This is a genomic window from Pseudovibrio flavus, assembly GCF_009711345.1.
GTDB lineage: Bacteria > Pseudomonadota > Alphaproteobacteria > Rhizobiales > Stappiaceae > Pseudovibrio > Pseudovibrio flavus.
This window is the reverse complement of sequence record NZ_SMMA01000062.1, coordinates 50644-75406: the sequence shown is the minus strand read 5'-3', so window position 1 is coordinate 75406 and position 24763 is coordinate 50644. Positions and strand designations below refer to the sequence as shown.

At 54.0% G+C, this 24763-nt stretch carries 23 protein-coding genes; 10 read left to right on the top strand and 13 right to left on the bottom strand.

Annotation, left to right across the window (positions count from 1 at the left end):
* Positions 1 to 168: 168 nt before the first annotated feature.
* Positions 169 to 1179 carry a proline racemase family protein gene (locus tag E1162_RS10730; RefSeq protein WP_257098909.1) on the bottom strand — a complete coding sequence of 337 codons (1011 nt, stop codon included), beginning with the start codon at positions 1177 to 1179 and terminating at the stop codon, positions 169 to 171.
* Between the two features lie 153 nt (positions 1180 to 1332).
* On the opposite strand from E1162_RS10730, the gene E1162_RS10725 reads away from it, so the two are divergent.
* Positions 1333 to 1779: a YqaA family protein gene (locus E1162_RS10725; RefSeq protein ID WP_155130549.1), complete on the top strand. Its 447-nt coding sequence runs from the start codon at positions 1333 to 1335 to the stop codon at positions 1777 to 1779.
* 42 nt (positions 1780 to 1821) lie between these two features.
* On the opposite strand, the gene ubiV is transcribed toward E1162_RS10725, so the two are convergent.
* From ubiV to ubiT, 3 genes are all read right to left on the bottom strand, one after another.
* Entirely contained in the window at positions 1822 to 2718 is an 897-nt protein-coding gene (gene ubiV, locus E1162_RS10720; RefSeq protein ID WP_155130547.1) for a ubiquinone anaerobic biosynthesis protein UbiV, read from the bottom strand.
* A 7-nt stretch (positions 2719 to 2725) separates the two neighbouring features.
* Positions 2726 to 3712 carry a ubiquinone anaerobic biosynthesis protein UbiU gene (gene ubiU / locus E1162_RS10715; RefSeq protein ID WP_442587042.1) on the bottom strand — a complete coding sequence of 329 codons (987 nt, stop codon included), beginning with the start codon at positions 3710 to 3712 and terminating at the stop codon, positions 2726 to 2728.
* A gap of 69 nt (positions 3713 to 3781) precedes the next feature.
* Positions 3782 to 4315 (bottom strand): ubiquinone anaerobic biosynthesis accessory factor UbiT, encoded by a 534-nt coding sequence (ubiT, locus tag E1162_RS10710; protein ID WP_155130543.1) that lies wholly within the window; start codon positions 4313 to 4315, stop codon positions 3782 to 3784.
* Positions 4316 to 4465: 150 nt separating this feature from the next.
* Here ubiT and E1162_RS10705 point away from each other — a divergent pair, with 150 nt between their 5' ends.
* From E1162_RS10705 to ggt, 4 genes are all read left to right on the top strand, one after another.
* The gene (locus E1162_RS10705; RefSeq protein WP_155130541.1) at positions 4466 to 5992 is read left to right on the top strand and encodes a UbiD family decarboxylase; all 1527 of its coding nucleotides are present in this window, start codon (positions 4466 to 4468) and stop codon (positions 5990 to 5992) included.
* Complete coding sequence (locus tag E1162_RS10700) at positions 5985 to 6557, top strand: UbiX family flavin prenyltransferase (protein ID WP_155130539.1); 573 nt, start codon at positions 5985 to 5987, stop codon at positions 6555 to 6557. Before E1162_RS10705 ends, E1162_RS10700 begins: the two co-directional genes overlap by 8 nt.
* 120 nt (positions 6558 to 6677) lie before the next feature.
* Complete coding sequence (locus E1162_RS10695) at positions 6678 to 6998, top strand: hypothetical protein (protein WP_155130537.1); 321 nt, start codon at positions 6678 to 6680, stop codon at positions 6996 to 6998.
* Positions 6999 to 7127: 129 nt separating this feature from the next.
* A complete protein-coding gene (ggt, locus tag E1162_RS10690; RefSeq protein WP_371311900.1) occupies positions 7128 to 8900 on the top strand; it encodes a gamma-glutamyltransferase in 1773 nt (590 codons plus the stop codon).
* Positions 8901 to 8924: 24 nt separating this feature from the next.
* Here the strand turns inward: ggt and guaD are convergent, their stop codons facing one another.
* Complete coding sequence (gene guaD / locus E1162_RS10685; RefSeq protein ID WP_155130535.1) at positions 8925 to 10256, bottom strand: guanine deaminase; 1332 nt, start codon at positions 10254 to 10256, stop codon at positions 8925 to 8927.
* 119 nt (positions 10257 to 10375) lie between these two features.
* Complete coding sequence (locus E1162_RS10680; RefSeq protein WP_155130534.1) at positions 10376 to 10909, bottom strand: glycine cleavage system transcriptional repressor; 534 nt, start codon at positions 10907 to 10909, stop codon at positions 10376 to 10378.
* Positions 10910 to 11300: 391 nt separating this feature from the next.
* Between E1162_RS10680 and E1162_RS10675 the strand changes: the two genes are divergently transcribed.
* Complete coding sequence (locus E1162_RS10675) at positions 11301 to 13118, top strand: cobalamin biosynthesis protein (RefSeq protein WP_155130531.1); 1818 nt, start codon at positions 11301 to 11303, stop codon at positions 13116 to 13118.
* A 45-nt stretch (positions 13119 to 13163) separates the two neighbouring features.
* Here E1162_RS10675 and E1162_RS10670 read toward each other — a convergent pair whose 3' ends face one another.
* The gene (locus E1162_RS10670; protein ID WP_155130529.1) at positions 13164 to 13733 is read right to left on the bottom strand and encodes a cytochrome b; all 570 of its coding nucleotides are present in this window, start codon (positions 13731 to 13733) and stop codon (positions 13164 to 13166) included.
* A 96-nt stretch (positions 13734 to 13829) separates the two neighbouring features.
* Here E1162_RS10670 and E1162_RS10665 point away from each other — a divergent pair, with 96 nt between their 5' ends.
* Positions 13830 to 14618: a RibD family protein gene (locus tag E1162_RS10665; protein ID WP_155130527.1), complete on the top strand. Its 789-nt coding sequence runs from the start codon at positions 13830 to 13832 to the stop codon at positions 14616 to 14618.
* Positions 14619 to 14631: 13 nt separating this feature from the next.
* Here E1162_RS10665 and E1162_RS10660 read toward each other — a convergent pair whose 3' ends face one another.
* Genes E1162_RS10660 through E1162_RS10645 form a run of 4 tightly spaced genes read right to left on the bottom strand, consistent with a single transcriptional unit; the run spans position 14632 to position 17928 of the window.
* The gene (locus E1162_RS10660) at positions 14632 to 15462 is read right to left on the bottom strand and encodes a class I SAM-dependent methyltransferase (protein WP_155130524.1); all 831 of its coding nucleotides are present in this window, start codon (positions 15460 to 15462) and stop codon (positions 14632 to 14634) included.
* Positions 15459 to 16520, bottom strand: coding sequence for a glycosyltransferase family 4 protein (locus tag E1162_RS10655; RefSeq protein ID WP_155130521.1), 1062 nt, complete (start codon positions 16518 to 16520; stop codon positions 15459 to 15461). The genes E1162_RS10660 and E1162_RS10655 overlap by 4 nt, the downstream gene beginning before the upstream one ends.
* Positions 16510 to 16932 (bottom strand): 6-pyruvoyl trahydropterin synthase family protein, encoded by a 423-nt coding sequence (locus tag E1162_RS10650; RefSeq protein WP_155130519.1) that lies wholly within the window; start codon positions 16930 to 16932, stop codon positions 16510 to 16512. Before E1162_RS10650 ends, E1162_RS10655 begins: the two co-directional genes overlap by 11 nt.
* 21 nt (positions 16933 to 16953) lie before the next feature.
* A complete protein-coding gene (locus E1162_RS10645) occupies positions 16954 to 17928 on the bottom strand; it encodes a zinc-dependent alcohol dehydrogenase (RefSeq protein ID WP_155130517.1) in 975 nt (324 codons plus the stop codon).
* A 111-nt stretch (positions 17929 to 18039) separates the two neighbouring features.
* Between E1162_RS10645 and mdoH the strand changes: the two genes are divergently transcribed.
* The gene (gene mdoH / locus E1162_RS10640) at positions 18040 to 19917 is read left to right on the top strand and encodes a glucans biosynthesis glucosyltransferase MdoH (RefSeq protein WP_155130515.1); all 1878 of its coding nucleotides are present in this window, start codon (positions 18040 to 18042) and stop codon (positions 19915 to 19917) included.
* A 19-nt stretch (positions 19918 to 19936) separates the two neighbouring features.
* Here mdoH and E1162_RS10635 read toward each other — a convergent pair whose 3' ends face one another.
* Together E1162_RS10635 and E1162_RS10630 are read right to left on the bottom strand one after the other, a co-directional pair.
* Entirely contained in the window at positions 19937 to 21121 is a 1185-nt protein-coding gene (locus E1162_RS10635; protein ID WP_371311899.1) for an OpgC family protein, read from the bottom strand.
* 63 nt (positions 21122 to 21184) lie between these two features.
* Positions 21185 to 22570, bottom strand: a complete 1386-nt coding sequence (locus tag E1162_RS10630; protein WP_155130514.1) for a tetratricopeptide repeat protein — start codon at positions 22568 to 22570, stop codon at positions 21185 to 21187.
* 405 nt (positions 22571 to 22975) lie between these two features.
* On the opposite strand from E1162_RS10630, the gene E1162_RS10625 reads away from it, so the two are divergent.
* Together E1162_RS10625 and E1162_RS10620 are read left to right on the top strand one after the other, a co-directional pair.
* On the top strand, positions 22976 to 24163 hold the full coding sequence (locus tag E1162_RS10625) for a YeeE/YedE family protein (protein WP_155130512.1): 1188 nt from the start codon (positions 22976 to 22978) through the stop codon (positions 24161 to 24163).
* Positions 24164 to 24249: 86 nt separating this feature from the next.
* Positions 24250 to 24741, top strand: coding sequence for a DUF302 domain-containing protein (locus E1162_RS10620; RefSeq protein WP_257098908.1), 492 nt, complete (start codon positions 24250 to 24252; stop codon positions 24739 to 24741).
* Positions 24742 to 24763 lie beyond the last annotated feature (22 nt).

The following is a 24763-nucleotide window of genomic DNA, read 5'->3' as shown; positions in this document are numbered from 1 at the left end:
GGAGGCAATGGCCGCACGCTCTCGCGTTATTTCACTGTGCTATATCAAATGCAGAGGAGAATGGAGCCTTCCAATTTGTCGTAATCACTTAAAATTACGAAATTTTTTCGTGTGTGTGATGCATATCAAAATATCGGCGAAGTTCCGTAGCGTTGTGTGTTGATAAACCTAACGCAACAGGAAGCCCGCTCCCACGCTGTCGCCTTCCTCTTTCCAGAAGGTGGCCTTGCCGGAGTAATTAGCGCTGCCGGATACCTCCACAACAACAGCCGGAAACTGCCCGCAGGTGGTTTGCTCAGCAACGGTTCCTTTGAAGGTGGTGCCTATGCAGCTTTCAAAAGTGCGCGGCTGGCCAACATCGATAAGACCTTTGGCAGCTTGGGCTGCAAGACGTGCCGTCACACCCGATCCGGTCGGGCTACGGTCCACCTGAGATGCGGCAAACACGCAGATATTGGCGGTTGACTCATCGCTATAGATATCCCGCCCATCAGTCAGGATCGTTCCATAAAGATATGCCAAATCATCGTCATCAGGGTGGTGTAGCTTAATGGTCTTGTTGATGGCATCGCTCACCGCATTAGCCGCATCAACAAGATCGCGGGTGCGGGAGGTGCGAACATCAAGTCCAAAATCAGCAGCATTGGCAAGGCCGTAGAAGGCACCGCCATAGGCAACGTCAACGGTAATTGGTGAAAAACCTTCCGGCTCCACCTGAACATCGCCGCTATGGAGAAAAGCCGGTACGGAGCGGAACGACACAGCACCGGCAATACCGTCTTTCACTTCCACAAACGCTTCAACCAATCCACACGGGCACTCGATGCCAACGCGCGTGATAGGTTCTTGTTTTTCAACGAGGCCATGGTCAATGGCGTAGCGGCCAAGGGCAATCACCGCATGGCCGCACATGGTGCTGTAACCCTCGTTGTGAATGAACAAAACACCGAAGTCGGCAGTAGGCAGCGTGGTCGGAACCAAAATAGCGCCGTACATGTCGTAGTGGCCACGTGGTTCAAACATCAAAAAGCGGCGGTAATCATCAAGGTACTCGCGGGCGTAGCGGCGCTTTTCCAGAATGCTGTCGCCTTTAATCGGCGGATATCCGCTGGTTACGATACGCAGAGGTTCTCCACCTGTGTGCATGTCGATGACGGAAATTTCTCCATTCACGCCCATAACTTACCCTTGCTCTCATTCTGATATATTACGGTTATTGCAGGAGGCCTCCTAAAATCAAGCGCTTCTTTGGTTGTTCCGCAACTAAGAGCTTGTTAGAGGAATGCAGCGCTCGCGCTTGCGTGCGCCACCATTGTTTTGAGTTGCTGTTTTATGCCTGTCGATCTTGGCCTATATCTGGGCCTAACACTCACCGCGTTCTTGTCCGCAACCCTACTGCCGGGGTCTTCTGAAGCGGCGCTGGTCGCGCTGCTGGCCTTGGAGAAGGGCTCGGTGATCCTGCTCCTGTGCGCGGTGACACTAGGCAATGTGCTCGGCTCGCTGTTCAACTGGTACTGCGGTGCGTTTTTAAGCCACTTCAAGGGGCGCCGCTGGTTTCCGGTATCAGAGAAGCATTACGACAAGGCGATTGGCTGGTTCGGGCAATACGGCAAATACTCGCTGCTGTTTGCATGGCTGCCCATCGTGGGCGATCCGCTCACCGTTGTTGCTGGTGCGTTGCGGGTTCGCCTACCGATCTTTCTCGTGCTGGTCACCGTTGGCAAAGCAGCGCGTTATATCGCCATTGCCGCGGCTACATTGTGGTGGCAGGGCCTATAAAAAAGCCGCCGGTTGGATGCGGCGGCTTTTTGAGAAGATTTGTTATTCCGCGGCCCAAACATGGCCGGGCTTGCCACCCAGATAACCGTTTGCCAGCTTGCCCGGCAAAGGCAGTTCTGAAAGACGAGCCTGTGCTTCTTCGCCGTCGATCTTACCGTTCACTAGATCACGGTAGATCTTGTTTACCGCAATCATGTCGACAGAATGCGGGGAAAGACGCAGACGGCCAATGCCCTTGGCTCGCAGTTCGTCAGGGGAAAGCGTAACAGCCTGAACGCTGTGCGACAGGGTCTGGATGCCATTGGCAGAGAGGAACTGCTGATTGTCCAGCGTGGTTACGTCCATTCCGTCTGGATCTTGGTCACACACGAACTGGCAGCTGTCCTTGTGAAGCTTGTGGGCACGGGCGTGATAGCAACGACCGGACACAGCAAGCGGCAGACGGCCAAACGCGAACAGCTCAATGGTCAGCTCAGGCAATGCCTTTGCAATGATCTCAATAGAGCTAAGTGGTAGCTCGACCGGTGGGCACAGGGTTTCCATGCCGCGCTTTTGCAGCGCCAGCGCCGCGCCTTCGTTGTAGACGTTCATAAACGGACCAGCCACAAAGGGCTGGCCAGAGCGGCGGGCAAGACCGTTGATGTCGTTCACTTCGACTTTTAGGTCCATCTCACAAAGGCCGGCGATGGATTTACGGTCACGGGTCGTCACCGGCAGCGCCATGGTGGAAAGCACCACCTCTTTACCAGCACCAAGCAGACGCTCGATAATTTCCGGCCAGACCTTGTCGGAAAACGGCAAGCGTTTACCGCAGATCACTTCACCAACGTAAATACGGTCGAAGTCGGATTCATCAGCCATGCGGGCGTAGAATTCGACGAGCTTTTCATTAGGCCAGTTGAAGAAAACCGGTCCAAGAGAGAGTTCAAGAGCGTTCATGGTGCCTCTATCGCCAGATTTTCTTGTAAGCGCCGGTGGTTTCGCGGCCACCTTCGGTCATGGCTGCAAGCATTGCAGAAACCTCCTGCTGTGCATCTCGGCCCTCATCAAGCGCATCAACTGCTGCGCGGAAGGCTTTCACCACCTGCGAGATGTAGGCCTTACCGCGCTGGCGGCCTTCAATTTTCAGTGCTGTTACGCCAGCCTTTTTCAGACGAGGCAGAAGAGCGGCTGCGTTAAGGCTGACTGGATCCTCAAAGAGGTAGGAAGTAGAGCCCTGCGCGTTGAAACGGCCTTTGCAAAGGGTTGGGTAGCCTGCAGCTTCGCCGTTTTCAAAGCGGTCAATGGTAAAGCCGCCAAGGCGTGCATGAAGGTTGCCGCCTTCATCGTCGTAAGAAACGTCGCCCGGAGGTGAGCAAACGCCGGTGAGGTTTGGTGATTTTCCGGTGGCATAAGAAGATAGAGCGCATCGGCCCTCTGTCATCACGCACAGTCCGCCAAACACGAACACCTCGGTTTCAACGTTGATCTCTTTGTTGAGACGTTCGATCTCTTCAACGGACATCACACGCGGTAGCACGACGCGCTGTACGTTGAAGGTCTCTTCATAAAAGTTGATCGCTTCTGGCGTTGCAGCCGCAGCCTGAACAGAAAGATGCAGGCGCAGGTCCGGGTGGTGAGTCGCGGCATAGTCCAGCACGGCGATATCGGCAGCGATAATGGCATGGGCGCCGGATGCAGCAACAGCATCAACAGCTTTTGTCCATAGGCTCACATCGCCAGCGCGGGCAAAGGTGTTTACCGCGACAAGCACCTTGGTGCCTTTGGAACGAGCCAGCTTTACGCCTTGGTTCAGCTCGCGCTCGGAAAAGTTCAAACCCGGAAAGTTACGGGCGTTGGTTTCATTTCTGAAGCCGCAATAGACCGAGTGTGCACCAGCTTCCACCGCTGCCTTCATGGCAGCAGGGGTTCCTGCCGGGCACACAAGCTCCAAAGACTGAGTGCTCTTTAAAGTGTTTTCAGACATGTATCTTCCGAGCTTTCCAAGGGAAACGAATAGAAATCAGTAGGCTTCCGGTGCATTCAGCTGCCTGCGCAGCGCACCAAGGCCCTTTTGGGTAACGGTATCGAGTTTATCGCGCAGATCACCTTTGAAGCCGAGCAGTTCGGCAGGCGTTAAGTCCGCCTCTTCCATGGTGTTGCGCAGGGCCAGTACCGCGTCCGTATCGCCTTCAATCACCAGATCGCGGGTGAAGAACACCGCATCGCCGTCATAGGTGCCATCAACCAGACCAAGCAGAACAACCAGCGGGCCGCTGATCTTTGCAGTGCCTTTCGGGCATTTGCTGCGGGCGATCATTTCCACGGTCGCGTGCTCACCGTTAGGGATGAGACGGAACACATGCGGAATGTCGATCGGGTCGATGATAAAGTGGGCGTGACGGTAAACGTCCAGCCGTTCAAACAGGTCTGGCCTTTGTACAGCAAGACGACGAACAGCACGGGTAAGAACAAAGCCGAGGGGCGGTGGCGGGACTAAACGTAACGCCCCGGAAAAGAGCGGAGGAAGAGATCCTCGTTCGCGCTGTTGGTTCATCTGTGAAATCTCCTAGATCAATAACAGCGGTAGGAGGTGTAAGGCGCAGCTTCATTGATGCAAATCAAGGACGTACGAGGCACTAAATCCAAAAAAGACAAAAAGACCTGCAAATCTGCTGGTAGATAAATTCGCAGGCCAAGGCGGTAAATGTACAAGCGTTCACAACCTTCTTTCCCAAGTCTAAAAAGCTTTCTTGCTCACCTGAGGGCAGAAGGGACTCTTTGCAACGTCGCCGCGCCTGTCTCGCTGCATGTTGAAATGACCGAAGTTCATCGCCGCGTGATTGCGCAAGGTGGACCGGTTTTGCAGTTTGACCGGCCTGTAGCACTGGGCGATGTTCAGCCGGTTATGCCTGTTGTCACTAATGTCTTCGGCACGCGTGAGCGCGTCGCTATGGGGCTGGGGTGCGGTGTCGATGAGCTGACCAAGCTGGGTGAGTTCATGGCTTACTTGCGCTCGCCAACGCCGCCGGAGGGCTTGAAAGGCATTTGGGAGAAGATCCCCGTCGCTCAAGCTGCGTGGAATGCGCGCCCTAAACTGAGCAAGGGTAACGGTGATCTCGTTGAATTGCCGTGTGACCTGCGCCAATTACCGGTGCAAACCTGCTGGGCTGAAGATGTCGGGCCGCTTATCACATGGGGTATCGTCATCACGCGCCCGCCGGGTAAAGACGATCCCTCTAAATACAATCTGGGCATCTACCGCGTGCAGCCAATTGGCAAGGACAGGGCCATTCTGCGCTGGCTTTCCATGCGCGGCGGCGCAGCGCATCACCGCCAATGGGCGGCTCTTGGCGAGAAGATGCCAGTAGCGGTGGTGATCGGTGCAGACCCCGCCACCATTTTGGCAGGTGTCATCCCGACCCCGTCTCAAGTCACAGAGCTTACCCTTGCCGGTATGCTGGCAGGAAAGCGCCCAACGCTTATCCCGTGCAAGGATATTCCGCTGCATATTCCAGCAAGCGCGGAGATCGTGCTGGAGGGCTATGCAGAACCGACAGAAGTCGCCGAGGAAGGGCCATTTGGCGATCATACCGGCTACTACAACGCACCAGAAGATTTTCCGGTTTTCAAGATCGACACCATCAGAGCAAAGAAAGACCCAGTTTACATGAGCACCTTCACAGGCCGTGCGCCAGATGAACCGGCAGTTCTTTCCGAGGCGATGAACGATGTATTCCTGCCGCTTCTCAAACAGCAATTGCCTGAGGTAATCGACCTTTGGCTGCCGCCGGAGGCGTGCTCCTACCGTATCGCGGTTTTGAAGATCAAGAAGTCATACGCCGGGCAGGCCCGCCGCGTGATGATGGGCATGTGGTCTTTGCTGCCGCAGTTCACCATGACCAAGATGATCATCACCGTCGACGAAGACATTGATTGCCGAAGCTGGAGCGATGTCATGTGGGCCGTTGCGACCCGTATGGATCCGGCTCGCGATTTGGTGGTGCTGGACAGAACGCCAGTTGATACGCTTGATTTTTCTTCTCCGCTGGAAGGGCTCGGCGGCAAGCTGGGAATCGATGCGACCACCAAAATCGGCACTGAAACCTCCCGCGAATGGGCGCAGACCATTATCATGCCGCAGGATATCATCACCAAGGTTGATGAGCGTTGGAGCGAGCTGTTCCCCGATGGCTTAACGAAGAAAACAACGGAGCCGGAAAACAATGGCTGATCCTGTTATCGTCGGCGTGAGTGGCGCGTCCGGCGCTGTTTTGGCTCTCAAGACACTGGAAATTTTAAAGGCGGTTGGGCAGGGCGCCCACCTTGTCTATTCCAAAGGGGCAAACGCGACCATCACCCATGAGCTAGGTGCGAACGGGCTCGACCAACTCACCGCGTTGGCTGAGGTTACTTACGCACCTGATAACATGATGGCCGCCATAGCCAGCGGCACGTTTCGCACCAGCGGTATGATCATTACCCCATGCTCCATGCGCACATTGTCCGCTGTTGCCTACAGTTTCAGCGACAATCTGCTGACTCGCGCAGCCGATGTAACACTGAAAGAGCGCCGCAAGCTGGTGATTGCCCCGCGTGAGGCGCCGCTTCACCTTGGCCATTTGGAAGCTATGGTGAAGGTGACGCAAATGGGCGGTATCATCTGCCCGCCTGTTCCTTCGTTTTATAGTGGTAAGACAGAGTTTGAAGCGCTGACGCTGGAAATCGCCGCTCGTGCCGTTTCATGCCTTGGCATCGACCCTGGCCCTGCATTGGGCCGTTGGACCGGCGATCAGTGATCATTAAAACTGCACGTAAATCGGAGCGCTTTCGAAGCCATAAAACGCCTGTTTGCTGTCATGGCCACCGACCTTGTGTGTATCAATAGCCTAACGCTATTGCTTTCAAAGGGTGGTGAAATGACAAAAAACAGAACAATCAAACTGCTCGCTTCCGGTCTGGTGCTCTTGTTCAGCGCCTCAGTAGCTTCAGCTGGGCCGATTTATCTTGAGGTCGCCAATCCGCGCATCTGCAAAATCGAAGTTACCGTGGGCGCCAACGCACCCAACGGTCCCGCTCGCGCTTATGCTGATTTGGAGCGCGATGAGCGTGTGAAGTTTGATGCAGATAAGATCTGTTTTCGAAAAACAGTGGGTGACGATGAGTGCAGCGCAGGCATGACTGAATGGATCTGCTGTGAATCTGCCCCCGGTGAAGAAAAGGTCTGCCTTGTTCCGTAACGTTTATAAATCTTTGTAGGAGGCGGGGCTTTGCAGCTTCCGTCTTTTTTCTTTAAATAATCTGGTCTTTGCAAACGGCAATAAAGCTGTAAGTATTCGCGATGGTACAAATCGCGGGGAGGCAGGGCTGTGCTGGACTGGAATAGATTCTTTTCTCTTAGATCACTGGTTTGTCTATCTGTTCTTTTGGGAACGGTCAGTGTTGCGTCATCTCAAGAAGCAGCTGATTCCGTCGCACCAGAAGCGGCGACGAGCCTACAGCAAGCACCTGTAACCTCTGCCAAAGAGTTCATGGTGGTGGCAGCAAACCCATACGCTTCTATGGCGGGCTTTGAAATTCTAAAAGCTGGAGGCAACGCCATTGATGCGATGGTCGCCGTTCAGCTCACTCTCGGCTTGGTAGAGCCTCAATCTTCCGGCATCGGCGGCGGTGCTTTCCTTATGTACTATGATGCCGTTGCTGGTGAGATTACCAGTTATGATGGCCGCGAAACCGCGCCAATGGCTGCAACGCCAACGCTCTTCCAGAACGATGACGGCGAGCCGCTCAAGTTCTGGGATGCTGTCGTGGGTGGCCGCTCTGTCGGTACTCCGGGAACTATGCGTCTTATCCATGACACCCACGCCAAATACGGCAAACTTCCGTGGGCAAGAGTGGTGGAGCCTGCCGCGATATTGGCGCAGGAAGGCTTTGAGGTTTCGCCTCGCCTTAACCAGCTGATTACACGCGATAAAGACAGGCTGTCCCGCTTCAAGTCCACGCAGGACTATTTCTTCCTTGAAGGTAAGCCGCTACCGGTTGGCCATGTACTGAAAAACCCAGCTTATGCGCAGACTTTGATTGAAGTTGCCAACTTCGGTCCAGATGCGTTCTACAAGGGCAAGGTTGCCGAGGATATCGTAAAGACCGTTCAGACCGCTGAAGGCAATCCGGGTGTTCTGGCCTTGAATGACCTTGCAAACTACCATGTGATTCAGCGCGATCCTGTTTGTACCTCCTACGAAGAATATGAGGTTTGCGGCATGGGGCCGCCGTCATCAGGTGCTCTTACCGTTGCCCAAATCCTAGGTCTAACAGAGCCTTATGACCTTGAGAGTGACGCTGCCAAGGCGGCTCAAACGTGGCGGGTGATTGGCGATGCCTCTCGTTTGGCATTCGCTGACCGTGGTCGCTACATGGCAGACAGTGACTACGTTCCAATGCCAACAAAGGGGTTGGTAAGCGAAGACTATCTGGATGAGCGCTCGGTATTCTTGGAAGGGCAAACAGCATTGCCGCAAAGCGAGGTCGTGCCGGGCACCCCGACATGGGATCATGCCATGATGCTTGCCGATGATGAGAGCATCGAACTGCCATCTACCAGCCACTTCTCCATTGTTGATGCTGAGGGCAACGTGGTGTCCATGACCACCACAATTGAGAACGGTTTCGGCTCTCGCCTCATGACCAACGGCTTCCTGCTCAATAACGAGCTGACGGACTTTTCCTTCCGCACCCATAAAAACGGTAATCCAATTGCCAATCGTGTAGAGCCGGGTAAACGCCCACGCTCATCTATGGCACCAACAATCGTGATGAAAGACGGTAAGCCGTTCCTCGCAATCGGTTCGCCGGGTGGAAGCCGTATCATCGGCTACGTCGCCACGACGCTAATTGCGGTGCTGGATTGGGAAATGGGATTGCAGGAGGCAATCGACATGCCTCATCTGGTCAATCGTTTTGGAACCTATGATCTGGAAAAAGGCACGTGGGCAGAAGAGCTTGAGGCACCGCTGCAGGAGCTTGGCTACAAAACCAATATCCGCGATCTCAACTCCGGTCTGCATGGCATTATGATTACGCCGGAAGGGCTTATCGCCGGTGTGGACCCAAGAAGGGAAGGAGCGGCGTTCGGTCAGTAACGCCGCCCTCTAGGCCTAATAGGCTTATGCTTCGTCTTTGTTGTAGACCTGCTTGCCGCCAATGTATGTGGCGGCAATTGCACGGTCGTCACCCAAAATCATCTGGATGAAGAGCGCTTCTGTCAGCTCAGTTGCGTAAGACATGCGGTTGGCAATGAGCGGGGTGGAAACCGGATCAATCACGGTGATGTCCGCTTCCATACCCGGCTTGATGTTGCCGATTTTGTCTTCAAGGCACAGAGACTGGGCAGAGCCAACTGTCGCCATGTAATAAGCCTGCGCAGGGTGCAAAACGATGCCCTGTAGGTGCGCAACTTCATAGGCACAGCGCATGGTCTGCAACATGGAGAACGTGGAACCGCCGCCGGTGTCGGTTGCCAGACCAACGGTGAAAGGCTTAGTCCCGAACTGGCTTGCCTTCACGTTGAACAGGCCAGAACCAACAAAGGTGTTGGAGGTCGGGCAGTGAGCAATCGCGGTGCCGGTTTCGTGAATGGTCGCAACTTCACGCTCGTTCATGTAGATGCCGTGGCCCAGCACTGCCCCCTTGCCCAGCAGGCCGTAGTGCTCATAAACGCCCACATAGTCAGGGTGTTCTGGGAACAGCTCTTTAACCCACAAAAGCTCTTTCTTGTTTTCAGAGGTGTGGGTCTGCAGGCGAACGGTTGGGTGTTCTTTCCATAGCGCACCGGCCGCTTCCAGCTGAGCCGGAGTGGAGGTTGGCGCAAAGCGCGGCGTGATGGAATAAACAGCGCGGCCCTTGCCATGCCACTTCTCGATCAACGCCTTGGACTGGTCGTAGCCGGTCTGGGCGGTATCGAGCAGTGTGTCCGGCGCGTGACGGTCCATCATCACCTTACCGGCAACCATACGGGCATTGTAGGTTTCTGCGGTTTCGAACAGCGCGTTCACGCTTTCCGGGTGGATGGTGCAGTAAACAGAAGCGGAGGTAATGCCGTTCTTGAGGTTTTCTTTGAAGTAGATCTGCGCTGCGCGACGGGCATAGTCTTCATCAAAGAACTTGGATTCGGCAGGGAAGGTGTACTTGTTCAGCCATTCCAGCAGCTGAGTGCCGTAAGAGGCAATAACCTCGATCTGCGGATAGTGTACATGACAGTCAACAAAGCCCGGCAAAATGAACCGGTCTTTATGGTGGTCAACTTGGGTTCCTTCCGGCAGTGTCGGCAACAGGTCCTGCGCGTTACCTACCTGTGTGATCACGCCATTTTCAATAACTACAAGGCCGTCGGACCAGTCTGTAATCGCGCTTTCCGGCTTTTCGCAAAATGGATTGCCGCTGAACTGAATAACGTGTCCACGCAGCGCAAGCCGCGTTGAATCTTCCGTTTGAGCCATGCTGTCCTCTGTCGGCTGAAAATCAGGGGTTCTTAAAAAGTCTCGCTCACATGAGACTATCAGCTATATGGGAAACTACGCTAGTAGAACAAAGAGAACAGCATGATCTCGAAACGGCATCAGCTCAGCATAGGTGAGCCCGTTTCCATCTCAATTTCGATCATGATGTCACCGGCAATTCCTTCCAGCGCAGCAGTCAGCACCTCTATATCCATTTGTGGAGGAAGAACAATACGGGCACTTGCTTTAAAGTACATCTCACCGCTCATAGAGCCCGGTTCTACACGGCTGTCCAGCGCTTCGATGTTGACGTGGAAACGCTCCAGTATACCAGCAACGCTGCTGACCATGCCCGGTTGATCCTGCCCAACGATGGAGAGGCTTGCAATCGCACCCTCCGGCGCTTTTTCCTCGCCGTGCTCTTGAACTGTTACCGCTATACCCGAAGCGGCAAGACCTGCTAGCCCTTCTTCAAGTTTGGCTACACTTGCCGCCGGAACACCAACGCGCAAAACACCGGCAAACTGACCGCCTAGACGAGCCATCGCGCTGTCTACCCAGCTACCATCATTTTCTGCAATAACGCGGCTGATTTCGCTTACGCGGCCGGGTTGGTCGGAAGCAACAACGGTAAGGATAAGCTCTTTCTTCATGGTCAGGCCCCTGTTTTTGGAAGCAGCACGCTTGTGACACTGATTAGCTATGACAGCGGATTGGCGAATCTCGATACGCCTTCCCGTATAGGGTTCATACTACACAGGCGGTAAGAAATTATGGACCTGTTTTCGCTCGCAAATATGCGACCTTGTTGCAGTGATAATAGGGTAGAACCGGCTCACGAGTGTTCTAGTTTAGCTTTTCAGATGCATGGTTCGACCACCTAGAAGGTGCGGATATGCGTTCCGCTTCGGCTTTTGCTATGCAAGTAATTGAGCCAGCACAAGGAACGCTGAAAACCTATTGCTTATCTTGCTTGTAGTGGCGATGGGCGCGTGAAATGCGCCAAGGCTTGGCCGAATACGCCGACAACTAAGGGAGAGGTCTATGGTTTCTGCCCCTGTAATTATCGTTGTTAGCCCATCAGCTTTGCCAGTTGCCCGAATAGTTTCTGCCCTTTTTGAAGGGGCGTTGATCCATGGGTATTCGCGGCGTTCCAAGCTTCCGGTTGTCGATTACCACATCAGCTTTCATGACCTTTCCATCCATTTGCAGGACCTTTATGAAGCCGAGACGCCGATTATCGGCATATGCGGCGCATCTTCGCTCATACGCGCTCTTGCGCCCGACCTTGGTGATAAGGCTGTTGAACCGCCTGTTCTAGCCATCTCTGAAGATGGAGAGTGTGTGGTCCCGCTGCTTGGAGGGCACCACGGAGCCAACGCTCTGGCACGGAAAATCGCCGAGGGGTTGGAAAGTTATGCTGCACTCACCAGTGCAGGAGAAGCTGTTTGCGGGATAGCGCTTAACGAACCTCCGCATGGATGGACATTAGCGAATCCGCGGGATGCGAAAGGTGTAATGGCGCGGCTTCAAGCTGGCGAAACGGCTGTTTTGCGGGGTGAATGCGACTGGATTAGCGAGAGTAGTCTGCCGCTTACAAGCGATGCTGACATCGAGTTGGTCGCATCTGAGTACGTTGAGACGCCATGTGAGGGGCGCTTGATTTATTACCCTCATACTCTTGTCTTGGGGCTAGATGTTGAAGAGGGTGTAGGTATAGCTGAACTGGAACTCGCCGTTCTAAAGGCATTGGAAGCAGAGCGCTTCGCCATAGGAGCAGTCGCTGCAATCGTTATGGACGAGAAGCTAGCAGATAACGCAGCGATCAATGAGCTATCAGAAAAGCTCCACCTGCCGCTACGGTTCTATTCCCAACAAGAGCGAACCGCTTGGCAGGAAAACCGGAAACTAGAACAGGGCGTTAGTGAGGCTTTAGCTTTGCTCGGTGCTGGTGTTTCTTCCCGTTTGGTCGGCAGTAAACAGAGAAACGATGCTGTCTCCTTGGCAATCGCACAGGCATCAAAGCCACTGGATAGCGAAGAAATTGGCCGCGCTCGTGGCTGCCTTAGCGTTGTTGGGATCGGACCGGGAAAAGAATGCTGGCGTACGCCGGAGGCTTCTAGATGGCTTGCTCAGGCCGATGAAATCGTCGGATGTGCAAAGCATCTTGATCAAGTTGCTCCCCTTATCCGCGGTAAGCAGCGACATGTTTTTCCCTCTGGTGCTGAACATGAGCGGGCAAGCTTTGCGCTGGAGCACGCAGGTAAAGGGCACAATGTAGCGCTGGTGTGCAGCGGTGATGCAGGAGTAAGTAACGTTTCGGCTTTGATTTATGATCTAATCAGCCGGAGCAAAGATTGCGGAGGTGTGAGTGATGCTGCCAGCCGCGTTGAGATAAAAGCAGCTCCCGGAATCTCTCAGGTACAGGCTCTTGCAAGCCTCGTTGGTGCGCCGTTTGCGCAGGGCTCTTGCCTCATCCCAGCACTTGAAAATGACGAGAGCGTTGATGCCTTCTTGCTTAAGCTAGAGCATGCTTTGAAGGGGGATTACGCCATTGGCATGAACGCCTTATGCGCTCATCTCGCGAAAGATAAGGCAGCGCAGATAACGAACTTGCTTCTGCGTTACAGGGATGCAGAGATACCCGTTGTCGTTGGGGTAAATATCGGCTGTGAAGGGCAGAGCATCCATGTAACACCACTCTCGGAGCTCAACATTGCTGAGGTGAATGAAGGGGCTTCTATAATCATCGCCAGTTCCCTGACACAGCTCTCGCGTGAGTGTGGTGGTAAGCGTTTCCTTTACACATCAAAGCTGGATGCAGGCGACCAGAGCGCCGATCTGCCGGAAGCAGCGCAGTAGAAATCCAATCGAAGTCAGAGCTTCCCTATCTCTTTGACAGATAACCTATTTGTCTTCTGCTTTGCGTCCCCACATCCGCTGAAAGATGCCATCATGCAAAAACAGCAGATGATAAAAAGCGCCCAGAATATGCAAGACAATCGCGCATACGAATACGATGCCAAGGCCGGTATGGAAGGTGAAAAGAACTTCCGAAAGGCCTCTGTTTTGGGTCGTTAGAGCTGGAAGCGTAAAGAGGTTAAATACCTTGATGCTGGCTCCATAGGCAGACGTTGCATACCACCCGATTATGGGAGTTATGATGAGGATACCGTACATCAACGTTTGCGTAGCGCCCGCCAAAATCCGTTGCCACATGGGAACAAAATCAGGAAGCGGGGGAACCTTCATGAACTGGCGAAACAGCAGCCTGACAGCGGTAAGAACGAGCAGGAAAAACCCCATAGAGCGATGAAAATCAAAGAGGTTATTCTGTAGGTAGCCACTTTCGATGTTCACCATGGCGATGCCAGCGATCACAGTCAGGATCGCGCAAATCGCAGTGATCCAGTGAAACCAGCGCAAGCTGAGTGGATACACACTCTTTGTTCTTGGTGGCGGGTTTTTTATTGTCATTTAGCAAACCCCAAAGTTTCCAAACCTCGACAGTCTACCGATCCTCGGTTACCACTAGGCTAACCTAGCGGAAGTTATGCGGCGGAAGGAAGGGTTATGGATCAACAATCACAACAGGCACAGGCTTTGTGCGGGTCCATGTCCCCCTTGGTTTGGGAGGCTGTAAAGCAGGCTCAAACAGAGAGCGTCGCGCCAAAGTTTGAAGGCTATCCGCAATCCTTTGCGCCACTGTGCACGGCGCAAAAGCAGTTTTTTATCGGGCAGTTAGGCCAGTCTGTCGATGGTCGGATCGCAACCGAGACAGGTCATTCCTATTACATTAACTGCCCTGAAGCGCTCGACCATCTCCACTGCTTGAGAGCGCTATGCGATGCGGTAATTATCGGCGTGGAAACCGCGATCTGCGATAATCCTCAGCTCACTGTTCGTAGGGTTTCGGGGCAAAATCCCGCTCGCATCATCATTGATCCCAAGGGAAGACTGCCTTCAGATGCGCGCCTGTTACAAACGGATGACGCACGGCGCATTGTAGTGACAATGGAAGGTGTAACGGTAAATCACCCTTCCGGTGTGGAGCATATAACGCTGCCCGTGGATGAGAACGGCCGCCTTTGCTGCAAGCAGCTATCAGGTAAACTCTCTGATTTTAAACGCATACTTGTCGAAGGCGGCGCTTGGACGTTGTCTCGCTTCCTCGCTGCAGGGCTTCTTGACCGGCTGCATTTGATGGTCGCGCCGATGATCATAGGAGCTGGTCCAACGGGTATTCAGCTCCCCCCGATACAAACGCTGGATGAAGCGATACGTCCGAAGGCGAACTGGTATCACCTTGGCTGCGATGTGCTGCTGGACCTTGATCTACGCGAAACAAACCCAAAGGCTTGAACGGCTCCTCGCTCTAGCTCTCTGGCGGTAGCGCAAGCAGGTCAGTATGGCCAACGCGAATTTTTGAGCGGCCCTCGTCGATCAGCTTTTGTCGCCTAGCAAGCCACGCGTTTACCTCAGCTGCGTCGACCCCATATTCCTTGGCTGCCACCGCCCAGCCTGACAGGAGTTCTTTTTGAAAAAGCTGATCACCTGCCTCGCTTATCCAATCAGATTCAGCTGTTTCGACAGAGTAACCTCTTGAAGAAAATGCCTTTTGGGTTTCGTGAGCAGCTGCGGGGCCAAGCGCTAAACCTAACCCCTTTTCTTGTTGCTGGTGCCTGTTTACCGCGTCAATAATCTCCGCATCCAGCGGGTCCTGCGGGGAACACTCTGCAAATCCGTTATAGGTAAGGCTGGCGAGAAAGGGCAGTTTGAGTTCTGCAATCGCTTGGGCGAGCTTTCCAAGCCATGCAAGACAAACAAGGTCCAAGAAGGCTGAGGTCGTTATGCCATCATGGCCGCTAAACAGCGTCGTCAGACGGCAGGTCGAAAGGTCTACTTGTAACGGAGATAAATGTAACGCGTAACCGTGGCGAGGAAGACTGCGCTTCTTATCTATTAGATCATCAAGAAGAGAGGCATCATTGTCGATCAACGTCCAAAGCTGGTCTCGCGGAATGCGATGGGCCATAGCTTTTAAGGTGGCCCCGTTTCCTGCGCCCAAATCGACGATATGCACCGTGCTGCCAATGGGGACCTTGGCAAGAAGATGGTCGATATACTGATCTTCCAACTCCTTACTTCGTGCTTTTAAATCAACGGGATATCTAAGGTCCAGCCAAATGCTGGAAAAGGCACTCATTGCGGTTCCTCCAGTATTTTGGAGAGTTTTTGTGCAGCGCTTGTCCACGTTGGCAGGTGGCGCGCGCCGGCCCGCGCAGCTTGGGCAAGTCTCATACGGGTTTCAGGGTCTTCAAAGATCAGTTGTAGATGGTGGCGCAGCGCTTCCACATCTCGCGCTTCAAAGTAGAGGCAGGCGTCTGAAGGAAGGGTCTGACGCACAGCGCCTTCACCGGAAGCGATAATGGGCAGGCCATGGGCAAGCGCCTCTGTAAATGCCATGCCGTACCCCTCATAAAGACTGGGCAGCACGAAAACATCCGCACAGCGGTAAAGGATATCAAGTTGCGGTTGGTTCACCGCTCCCAGCATCGAAACCCTCTTTGCCAAGCCGCTTTGTTCAAGCTTCTTTCGAACGTCCTCGGCGTAGGTACGGTCGAAATCGAGAGAGCCAACAAGCTGTAGCTCCCAATCGTAGCTTTGAAGTTGCTCTAATGCCTCTAAGAGCAAAATCTGTCCTTTTCGCGGAATAAGCGAACCGACACAAAGTAATTTGAGATGACCGTTAGCAGATCGTGATGAAATCTCGCTCGGCAGGTCCGTTCCCGGCTCTACAACAAATGCCTTTTGAACCGGAACATTGAACACTTCACGCAGGGTCGTTGCTGTTTGCCGCGATGTGGTAATCGCCGCAGTGCAGTTGTTAAGGGCCTTTTGTTCTAGTGCCCGATAGGCTTCGCCAATAGGAGGGCTGATACCTTCTTCCATAAAAAGCGGATGATGGACCAGCGCAAACAGGCGAAGCCGTGCGCAATGGGCTTGTGCAACTTCTGGCAAAACGCCAAAGGCCAGCCCGTCCACCAGAACTGTTGCCCCATCAGGAAACTTTGCAAAGCAGGCGTGGGCATGCTCGCGATCAGCAATCTCGCACAGCGGGAACGTATCGCCCAGTTTCACATGCTCTACATGCCAGCCCAACAAACGCAGCTCTGCCATGATCCGCCGGTCATAGGCATACCCGCCTGTCGGGCTATCCAGCGCGCCGGGTATTACGAAGTATAGCGTTCGTTCAGCGGACATCTTTTCGTGACTCGCCCAATGGGGCCTCGAAGCTTGCGCGGGCTACGGAGGATTCGGCTATGGTTATCCGCACTCGGTCAAAAGCATTGGAGGGGCGGCCAAGCCTGCCTTCATACACCGCGTTGCAATAGCTTTGATAAATGGCGTGGCAGAGAACCTCGGTGGTGGTGTTGTAGCCAGCAAAGCGGTTTATCTCGTCGAGGTTTTTGTAGTTCAGCTCATCAAGGATCTCTTTGAGAACCAGAGAGGCTTTGCCGATATCTGCCACAATGCCATAGGCATCGAGAGAGGGGGCGTACAGCGCCACATCCACCTCAAACGTTGCTCCATGCAGCGCTTGGGCCGGGCCGAATACATCGCCCTTAAAACTATGGGCAGCCATGAACTGGCCGTGAATTTCAATGGAATACATCAGGTCCTCGTTATGGTCTCGTCAGGGATAGACAAGACACTGGAATGGTGAGCTTTGAACATCCTTAAAAATCGACGGAAGCTTTTGCGGAGCCTCCATAAATGGAATGGGTGGCCCCAGCAGAACATCCAGCCGCGGATCATCAAGAAGGGCGATCGCTTTTTGCAGGCGCTGGCGGTGCGTTGTGCTGGCCCGCATTGCTGGTGCAACAGCCCCAACCTGCGATGAGACTAGACGTAGGCGCTTGCTGTGAAACGTTTCGCCAAGCGGCACGCTGGGAGCTTTCGCGCCAAACCACGAGCACTCCATAACTGTGCCCTCAAAACGGCAGAGAGAAAGCGCATCTGCCAAGCCCGCCTGCGTGGCACTGCAATGGAAAACCAGATCCTGCTCGCCCAGCCCTTTTGTGGAAGCGCTATAAGAGCAGCCAAATGTCTCGGCTATGTGACGGCGCGATGTGAGGGGGTCAACCAAGGTCACAGTAGTGCCCGCTACTTGGCTGCAAAGGTAGGCGATCAAACAGCCAACGCTACCAGCGCCAATAACCGCAATGGAGGTTGCTGCAAGAGGCGCTCCATCCCACACGGCGTTGAGGGCCGTTTCCATATTGGCCGCAAGAACTGCCCGTGTCGGCGGAATACTCTCAGGGATATCGGTAATCTCGTCCTCCGCCAAAGCTACAAAGTCTTGGTGCGGGTGAAGGGCAAAGACGTGACCGCCCTTACCGCCCTGTCGCTGGGCAACCAGCGCATAGCCATATTTGACCGGAAAAGGGAAATCGCCTGCCTGATGCGGCGCTCTCATCTGCGCAAACTGGCTTTGTGGGATCAGCCCGTTTGAAACAAGTGCTTCAGTTCCGCGGCTAATACCGCTTGCAATAGTCTTTAGCTCAACAAGGTTAAGCGACTGCTGCGGAAGAACTTCTTCAACAATCTCTATAGTTTGCGGGCCAGTATACCAGAGTGCTTTTGCTTGCCTGCGGCTTCTTTCTGCCATCTTTCGCACAAAAACTCCTCACTGAGACCACTCTGTAAAAGTAAAATTTATAGAGTTATCTTAGGCTGACCCTTGGTACGGCGACAAACCAGAAAAATAACAAGGATAAAAATGGCGCGTACAAGCAGAAAGCGGTCTTCGCTGGTTTCAAGAGCCGTTGCGAAGACAAAGGTTCTCTACGGCAATCAACAACTAGACTTTGACGAGACGTTCTCAGAGGCTTCGACGATCAAAAAACGCTTTCGCGGTATCGCTGGGCGGCGCTTGGTTTTTGGCACTCTGGTGGTGGCAACCATTCTGACGCTGTTTGTGGCTATGACGAATACGGTGGTGACGCAGTCTTTCTCCGTGCCGCGTATTTTGATGCTCACGGCATTTCTGATCACTCTGCCTTGGTTGGTTATCGGCTTTTGGCATTCGGTTATTGGTATGAGCTTGATGTTTCGCCATGCCAAACCGGAGGATCACGTCTGCCAGCTAGAAACGCTTGACCCCGATGTGGCTCTGCCAGAACGCAGCACCGCGCTGCTTTCGTGCATTCGCAATGAGGATGTGACGGCCGTTGGGCAAAAGCTGGAAGCGATGCTGGAGGATCTTGCAAAGGCCAATGCCTTGCAGGTGTTTGCGCTCTACATTCTTAGCGATACGGATGAGGAAGATGTCGGCGCGCAAGAAGAAGCGCTTGCCGCCCAACTGCAGCAGCGATGGGGTACCCGCATTCCAGTGGTTTACCGCCGCCGCGCACAAAATACCGGATATAAAGCTGGCAATATAGCCGACTACTGCCGCACCTATGGTGAGCGGCACGAGTTCTTCATCACGCTGGATGCAGACAGCTATATGGCTGCCCACGTTCTTAAAGGCTTGGTGAGCCGAATGGTTGCCAATCCAAACCTTGGTATCTTGCAGACCTTGGCTGTTGGACTTCCTTCCAAGAGCTTCTTCGCCCGAGTATTCCAGTGGGGTATGCGCCTTGGTATGCGCTCTTACACGCTGGGCGCTGCATGGTGGCAGGGCGGCTTTGGTCCCTACTGGGGCCACAATGCGATTCTGCGCACAAAGGCCTTCACTCAGCACTGCATGTTGCCAGTGTTGAAGGGTAAAGGTCCACTCTCTGGCCCTATCCTTAGCCATGATCAGGTAGAAGCTGCACTCATGGCCAAGGGCGGGTACGAGGTTCGTGTATGGCCGCAGGAAGGTGGTAGTTACGAAGAGAACCCGCCGAACCTTCTCGGCTTCATTGATAGGGATTTGCGTTGGTGCCACGGCAATATGCAGTACCTGCGCCTGTTCGGCATCAAGGGCCTTAAACCCATCAGCCTTATTCAGCTGTTCCTTGCGGTGTTGATGTTCGTTAGCTCGCCCGCTTGGTTGCTATTCCTGTTTATCGGCGCTCTTGGTCCCTACGCATTTGCAGAGAACCCGATCACCTATGATGGTCAACTTGGTATCGTGATGCTTGCAACGATCATGACGATGGTGTTCGCCCCAGTTCTGTCATCCATGTTCTACATTGGGCTTTCCCGTGCAAGGGCGGCTGTATATGGCGGAACCGGTTTGTTCTCGCTGGGCGCTGTTGGCTTTCTCTTCTTCTCCATCATGCTTTCACCGCTTATGGCGATAGCCCATAGTGTATTTATGGCGCTGTTGTTCATGGGCAAGAAGTGTAGCTGGCGGGGGCAATCTCGCGATGTAACAGAAATTAGCTGGAGTGAAGCGCTATCCAAGTTCTGGCCCCAGCTCTTGTTCGGCATCGCGGGTCTTGTCTGGGTTAGCGACCAAAGCGGCCTTGTTATGGCGCTTGCAGCTCCTGTGCTGATTGGCCCTCTACTGGTGGTGCCCTTTGCGGTACTGACAAGCCGCATCAAAGCGGGGCAGCTGGCTGTTCGTCTTCGCCTGTGGGATGTGCCAGAGGAAATCAGCGAGCCGGAAGAGCTCAGACAGTTGGAAGTGGTTGAGGCAAATGCCGCCACCTTGGGAGCGCGCTAACGGTGGTGCGCTCCGGCCTTTATGGCGTGGTGTCAGGCTTGGTTTTGTGCTTGCGCCACGGCTGTGCCTTGTACCAAGCAACGGTGTAGGCGACGGCGATCAGTCCGGCAAAGCCAACAAGGTTACTCGCCACCTGCATAGGAAGGTCCCGATTGAAAAACTCATCGCGTATCATCGCGATAAGCTGAGCCAGAAACAGGCTTGCCAAAAACACAGCAAGGGACTGCTGGCCGACCTTTTGAACCACCTTTACAAACTTGCCCCAAAGGTTGTTGGCAATGAGATACTTGCCGCCAGCCCCAACGGCGACCCAGCTCACATAGGCAAACGCGAGAAAGTGAATGTAACGCAGCAGGCCAAACTCTGTTTTGCCCGTTAGTGGCTGAAGCTGGGCGTTAATCTGGGCGAGCTCTGGTACTTCGCGCAGAATGCGGAAGTAAGCGAACGGGATGGTTACAAGAAGCCCGGCAACGCACAACACAACAAGCCATCGCTTGACGGGTGGGGCGGGGATCCACCCCAGCATCCACGCAAAGCCGGTAAAGAAGAGAAGCTGCCAGCCAAACGGATTAAAGAACCATACACGATCTGACCACGGTTCGGCTGGTAGGCCAAGATAACCAAGGTTCGCCACAAGCCATAGCGCAACAACGCCGATGAAAACGCCTATGCGTCCGCTGAAGCGGTGCGCAAGCATCACCATTGGCATCAGGGCGAGGATAACCAAATACATCGGTAAAATGTCGAAGTAGTTGGGCACATAGGTAAGGGTTAGCAGGCCGGGGATGTTGAACAATGGGTCCTCATAGAAGACCCAGAGATTAAGTTTGCCAATGTAGTCGTTAATGACAAGCCCGTTGATCTGTACCAGCGCCAACAATCCGGCCAGCGCTATGAAAAGGCCGATATGCGCCCAGTAAACCTGCCAGACGCGGTAGGAAACGCGTGCAGTTCCCATCCACCAGCCCCGCTGCTGGAACGCTTTGCCAAAAGCGATGGCCGAGGCCATGCCTGAGCAGAAAACGAATATCTCTGTTGCATCAGAAAAACCGAAACGAGCAGGGATCCAAAGCGTCCATGTATTGCCGGGTGTATGGGCAATGAAGATGATGAACATCGCTATACCGCGAAAGAAATCAAGACGCGGGTCTCTGGGGGCGCTTATCTGTGCGGCGCTCTGCGTATTGGTCGGGTGCTGGTTCACGGGCTCTGGCTTTTTCAAAACGTCATAAAAAATCTAAAGAAAATATCAGGAGTGCGGAGGAGGCTAACCCCACCGCGCCCTCAAACTTTCATCTTGCATAACTTGTGATGCGCTGGACATACGTTCAGCCAAAGGCAGGCGGCTTTCACTAAAGGCATCTGGTGCGCTTCTAAGTGCTAGGCGCTGGTCAAGCAGGCGCTTGGCTTCGGTTGAAAGACCGGCCCGTAAGGCCGCTTCAATGGTTAGGCGCTCAAAAACATCGCGCTGGGCGTGGCTTCCACCCACCTCAATCAAATGCGGGCGAGCCTGATTGAGTGCATGAAACGCTGAAAAGTACTTGCCGTCTCTGTAAGCTGCTAGCCCTTGCGCCGTGGCAAGGCCGGTATCACGGGTGATAACGGCAGGCTCGTCAGAGGCAACGTTGGCGCTGTCCCTCATGCGGTTCATCATCATATCCATTGCGCGGGTTCTGTCGTCACCACAAAGCGCGAGGAAGTAATGGAGATCTGCAAACACATTGCAGGCATCGGCCACGCGGTGCTCACTCAGGTCCGCAAGCTCTTCCCAGCGGTTTCCGACGGAAGCACCTTCGATTTCCAGACGAACGAGAAGGGAGGCGGCGTTGGAAATGTCGCGGTAATCGTCTGTTTTATCTTTGCGAATGCGCTCGTCGTAGAGCATCAACACGCGGTCAATATTGCCGTTGTCCAGATGCATAAGCGCTAAATGCCACCAAACGTGATAGCCGAAGTTGTTGCAATGAGCCCAGCTTGACGGGTTTTCATCCAGCCAGCGAACGCCGTGGTCGGCGCGTCCCGTCATGTCGTAGACATGGGCAACAGCGTGCAAGCCCCACGCATCATCGGGCGTATGGCTAACGGCATCCCTGCCGATTTTTTCTGCACGGGCGTATTCGCCGGTTTCTTCCAGCGCAAAGGCGTAGCAGCCGTTGATATAGCCCCACGCTTTGTCGGTTGGCTCATAGTGCGGAAGCACAGCTTCAAGGGAGGCCCGCATTTGCTTCGGCTGCCCAAGCACAAAGCGAATTGCATGAATGAGCTTGATGAGCAGTGCATCACGCGGAGCATTAACTGCAGCACCTTCCAATATGGCGGCGGCTTTACTTGGCCAGCCATCAACCCATGCCTCCAGCGCATCAACATAGGCGCTCTCTCGTGCCGTAGCACCCACCATCAAGCGGGATTGGCGCGCCTTCTCCAGCGCTTTGAACGCAACCGAACAAAGCTCTCTTCGACCCAGTAACATGTTGAACAGGCCCAATGTGGCGTAGGCCATGGCAAAGTCCGGCTCGCCCTTCAGCGCACCTGTCATGTGTTTGGGGGTTTCTGCGCTATGCGCTAGAAAGGCCATTGTGCAGGCATTCCAGCTTTCCAGCCGGGATTTGTCCGACAGTGACACGTCGTAGCCGAACTGATCTACAACCTGCATCAAGCGATCCTCTCTTTTTGTTCGGCCACACATCCGAAGCTTGAAATCCAACAAGGGGCTAACGCCATCTTTTGAAAGACTTCAGGAAGACAAGATGACAAGCAAAACACAAATAAGTGTTTTGGATGTGTATGGCTTTGTTTGAAATAAGTTGTAGCGCGAACAGATAAATAAAATGAAAAAAGCGCCTGAGTGATCAGGTTGCCCATTATATCTCAAGGTTTATGTAAGTTACAGCTCAATCGAAATTTAAAGAAATACACATCCAGTCAGTTGGTGTTTGCAGTGTTTGACAATAACCTCTCTTAAGTATGCTGCGTTATCCGTCATTAAATGCTGATATTTATTTGTAGTGTCGGTTTTAAAGTACATGCCAATCAAAGGAAGTGATGAGGCTAACAGCGCATGGAAACAACAAGGCATGAATCGCTGCCTCCAACGCAGGCGAGGGAGCGGACATCCCCGCAGCCTTTGGTCTTGCTGGCCTCGGTGGTCATCATACTCGGCCTTGTAGGCGCCGCGCTAACATACGGCAGTCATCGCCATGCCTTTGCGGTGCTGATTGGCGTTCTGGCAGGGCTTTCGCTCTACCTTGCGCGGTTCGGGTTTACAGCAGCTTGGAGGCGAGCTGTCGTTGAACACCGCGGCGCGGGGCTGCGTGCCCAGTTTCTACTGCTGGCTTTGGTGTGCGCGGTTAGTTTTCCATTGCTGGCCCAAGGCAACGCTTTTGGCATTTCCGTCTATGGCTACATTTTACCGTTTGGTGTTTCGGCGGCGCTTGGCGCCTTCATGTTTGGCGTTGGTATGCAGCTTGGCGGTGGGTGCGCTTCCGGCACGCTGTTCACGGTTGGTGGTGGCTCTGTGCGTATGGTCATCGTACTGGCGTTCTTTGTGCTGGGCTCCGTTATCGCTACAGCGCACATGCCGTTTTGGCGCTCACTTCCCTCGTTGCCGCCTGTGTCGTTCATCAAGTCCTTTGGGCTTTGGCCAGCTCTAGCGCTTGTTGGCGCTATCTTACTTGGCCTTACGCTGCTCAGTGTGTTTCGCGAAAAGCGGGCACATGGCGTGGTTGAATGGAGTGGCGCTACGATTTCAGCGCTGCAAGGGCCTTGGTCCTACAGGCTGGGTGCTTGCATGATTGCGCTCGTCTGCCTGCTCACCTTTGTTGACCTTGGCCGTCCTTGGGGTATCAGCTCCGGCTTTGCGCTTTGGGGTGCCAAGCTATTTCATGCAGTTGGTATTGATGTTCTTAGCTGGCCGTATTGGAGCGCCCGTTCTGGTGAGGTAGAGCGTAGTGTCTTTGCCCATTCCACGTCCTTGATGAATTTCGGCATTATTGCGGGGGCTTTTATTGCCGCTGGTTTGGCGGGCAAATTTGCGCCGGCCTTTCGCATTGAACCTCAGCAAATCATGACAGCGATACTTGGCGGCCTTTTGCTCGGCTACGGCGCACGCCTTTCCTATGGCTGTAACATTGGCGCTTATCTTGGCGGCGTAACCTCCGGCTCCCTTCATGGGTGGCTCTGGATGGTGTTCGCCTATGCCGGATCGGCAGCCGCCATTCATCTTAAACGTAGACTTAAGCTTGCCTAGAAAACTGAGGGCCAGCAATGAAAGGCCCGTTAGGCTTCCGCGCTTAAGCTGCAACAAAAAGCACTCTAGCACGAGGCACGAAACCCATGATCGCACGTAGTTCTCTAGTTGGCCTTTCCATGTTGCTCATGGCAATGAGCGCGCCTGCCCAGGCCGATGGCGCAATGGCTGATCGTGAAGGCTGGCGCAGCATTGATACCCAGTTCACCTACGGCGAGCTGCTCAAGAATCTCAAGAACGCCATCACCCAGATTGATATGCGACTGGTTACGCAGGCTAGCGCCTCTGCTGGTGCCAAGGCCGCTGGCGTGGAGATCCCGGGAAATGCGGTCGTTGGGGTGTTCCGCAATGACTATGCCCGCCGCATGCTGGAAGCTTCCATTGCAGCTGGCATTGAAGCGCCTATCCGGTTCTATGTCACGGAAAACGCCAGCGGAACCGCAACGCTTTCATGGAAAACGCCAAGCTTTGTTTTTCAGCCCTACGAGAAAGAGGGTGGCGACGCTCTAGTGGAGCTAGGGCAGGAGCTTGATCAAGTGTTCCTCAGTATTGCAGAACTTGCCACCGGCAACATGTAGGCCTTGCTGAAAGCGGAGGACA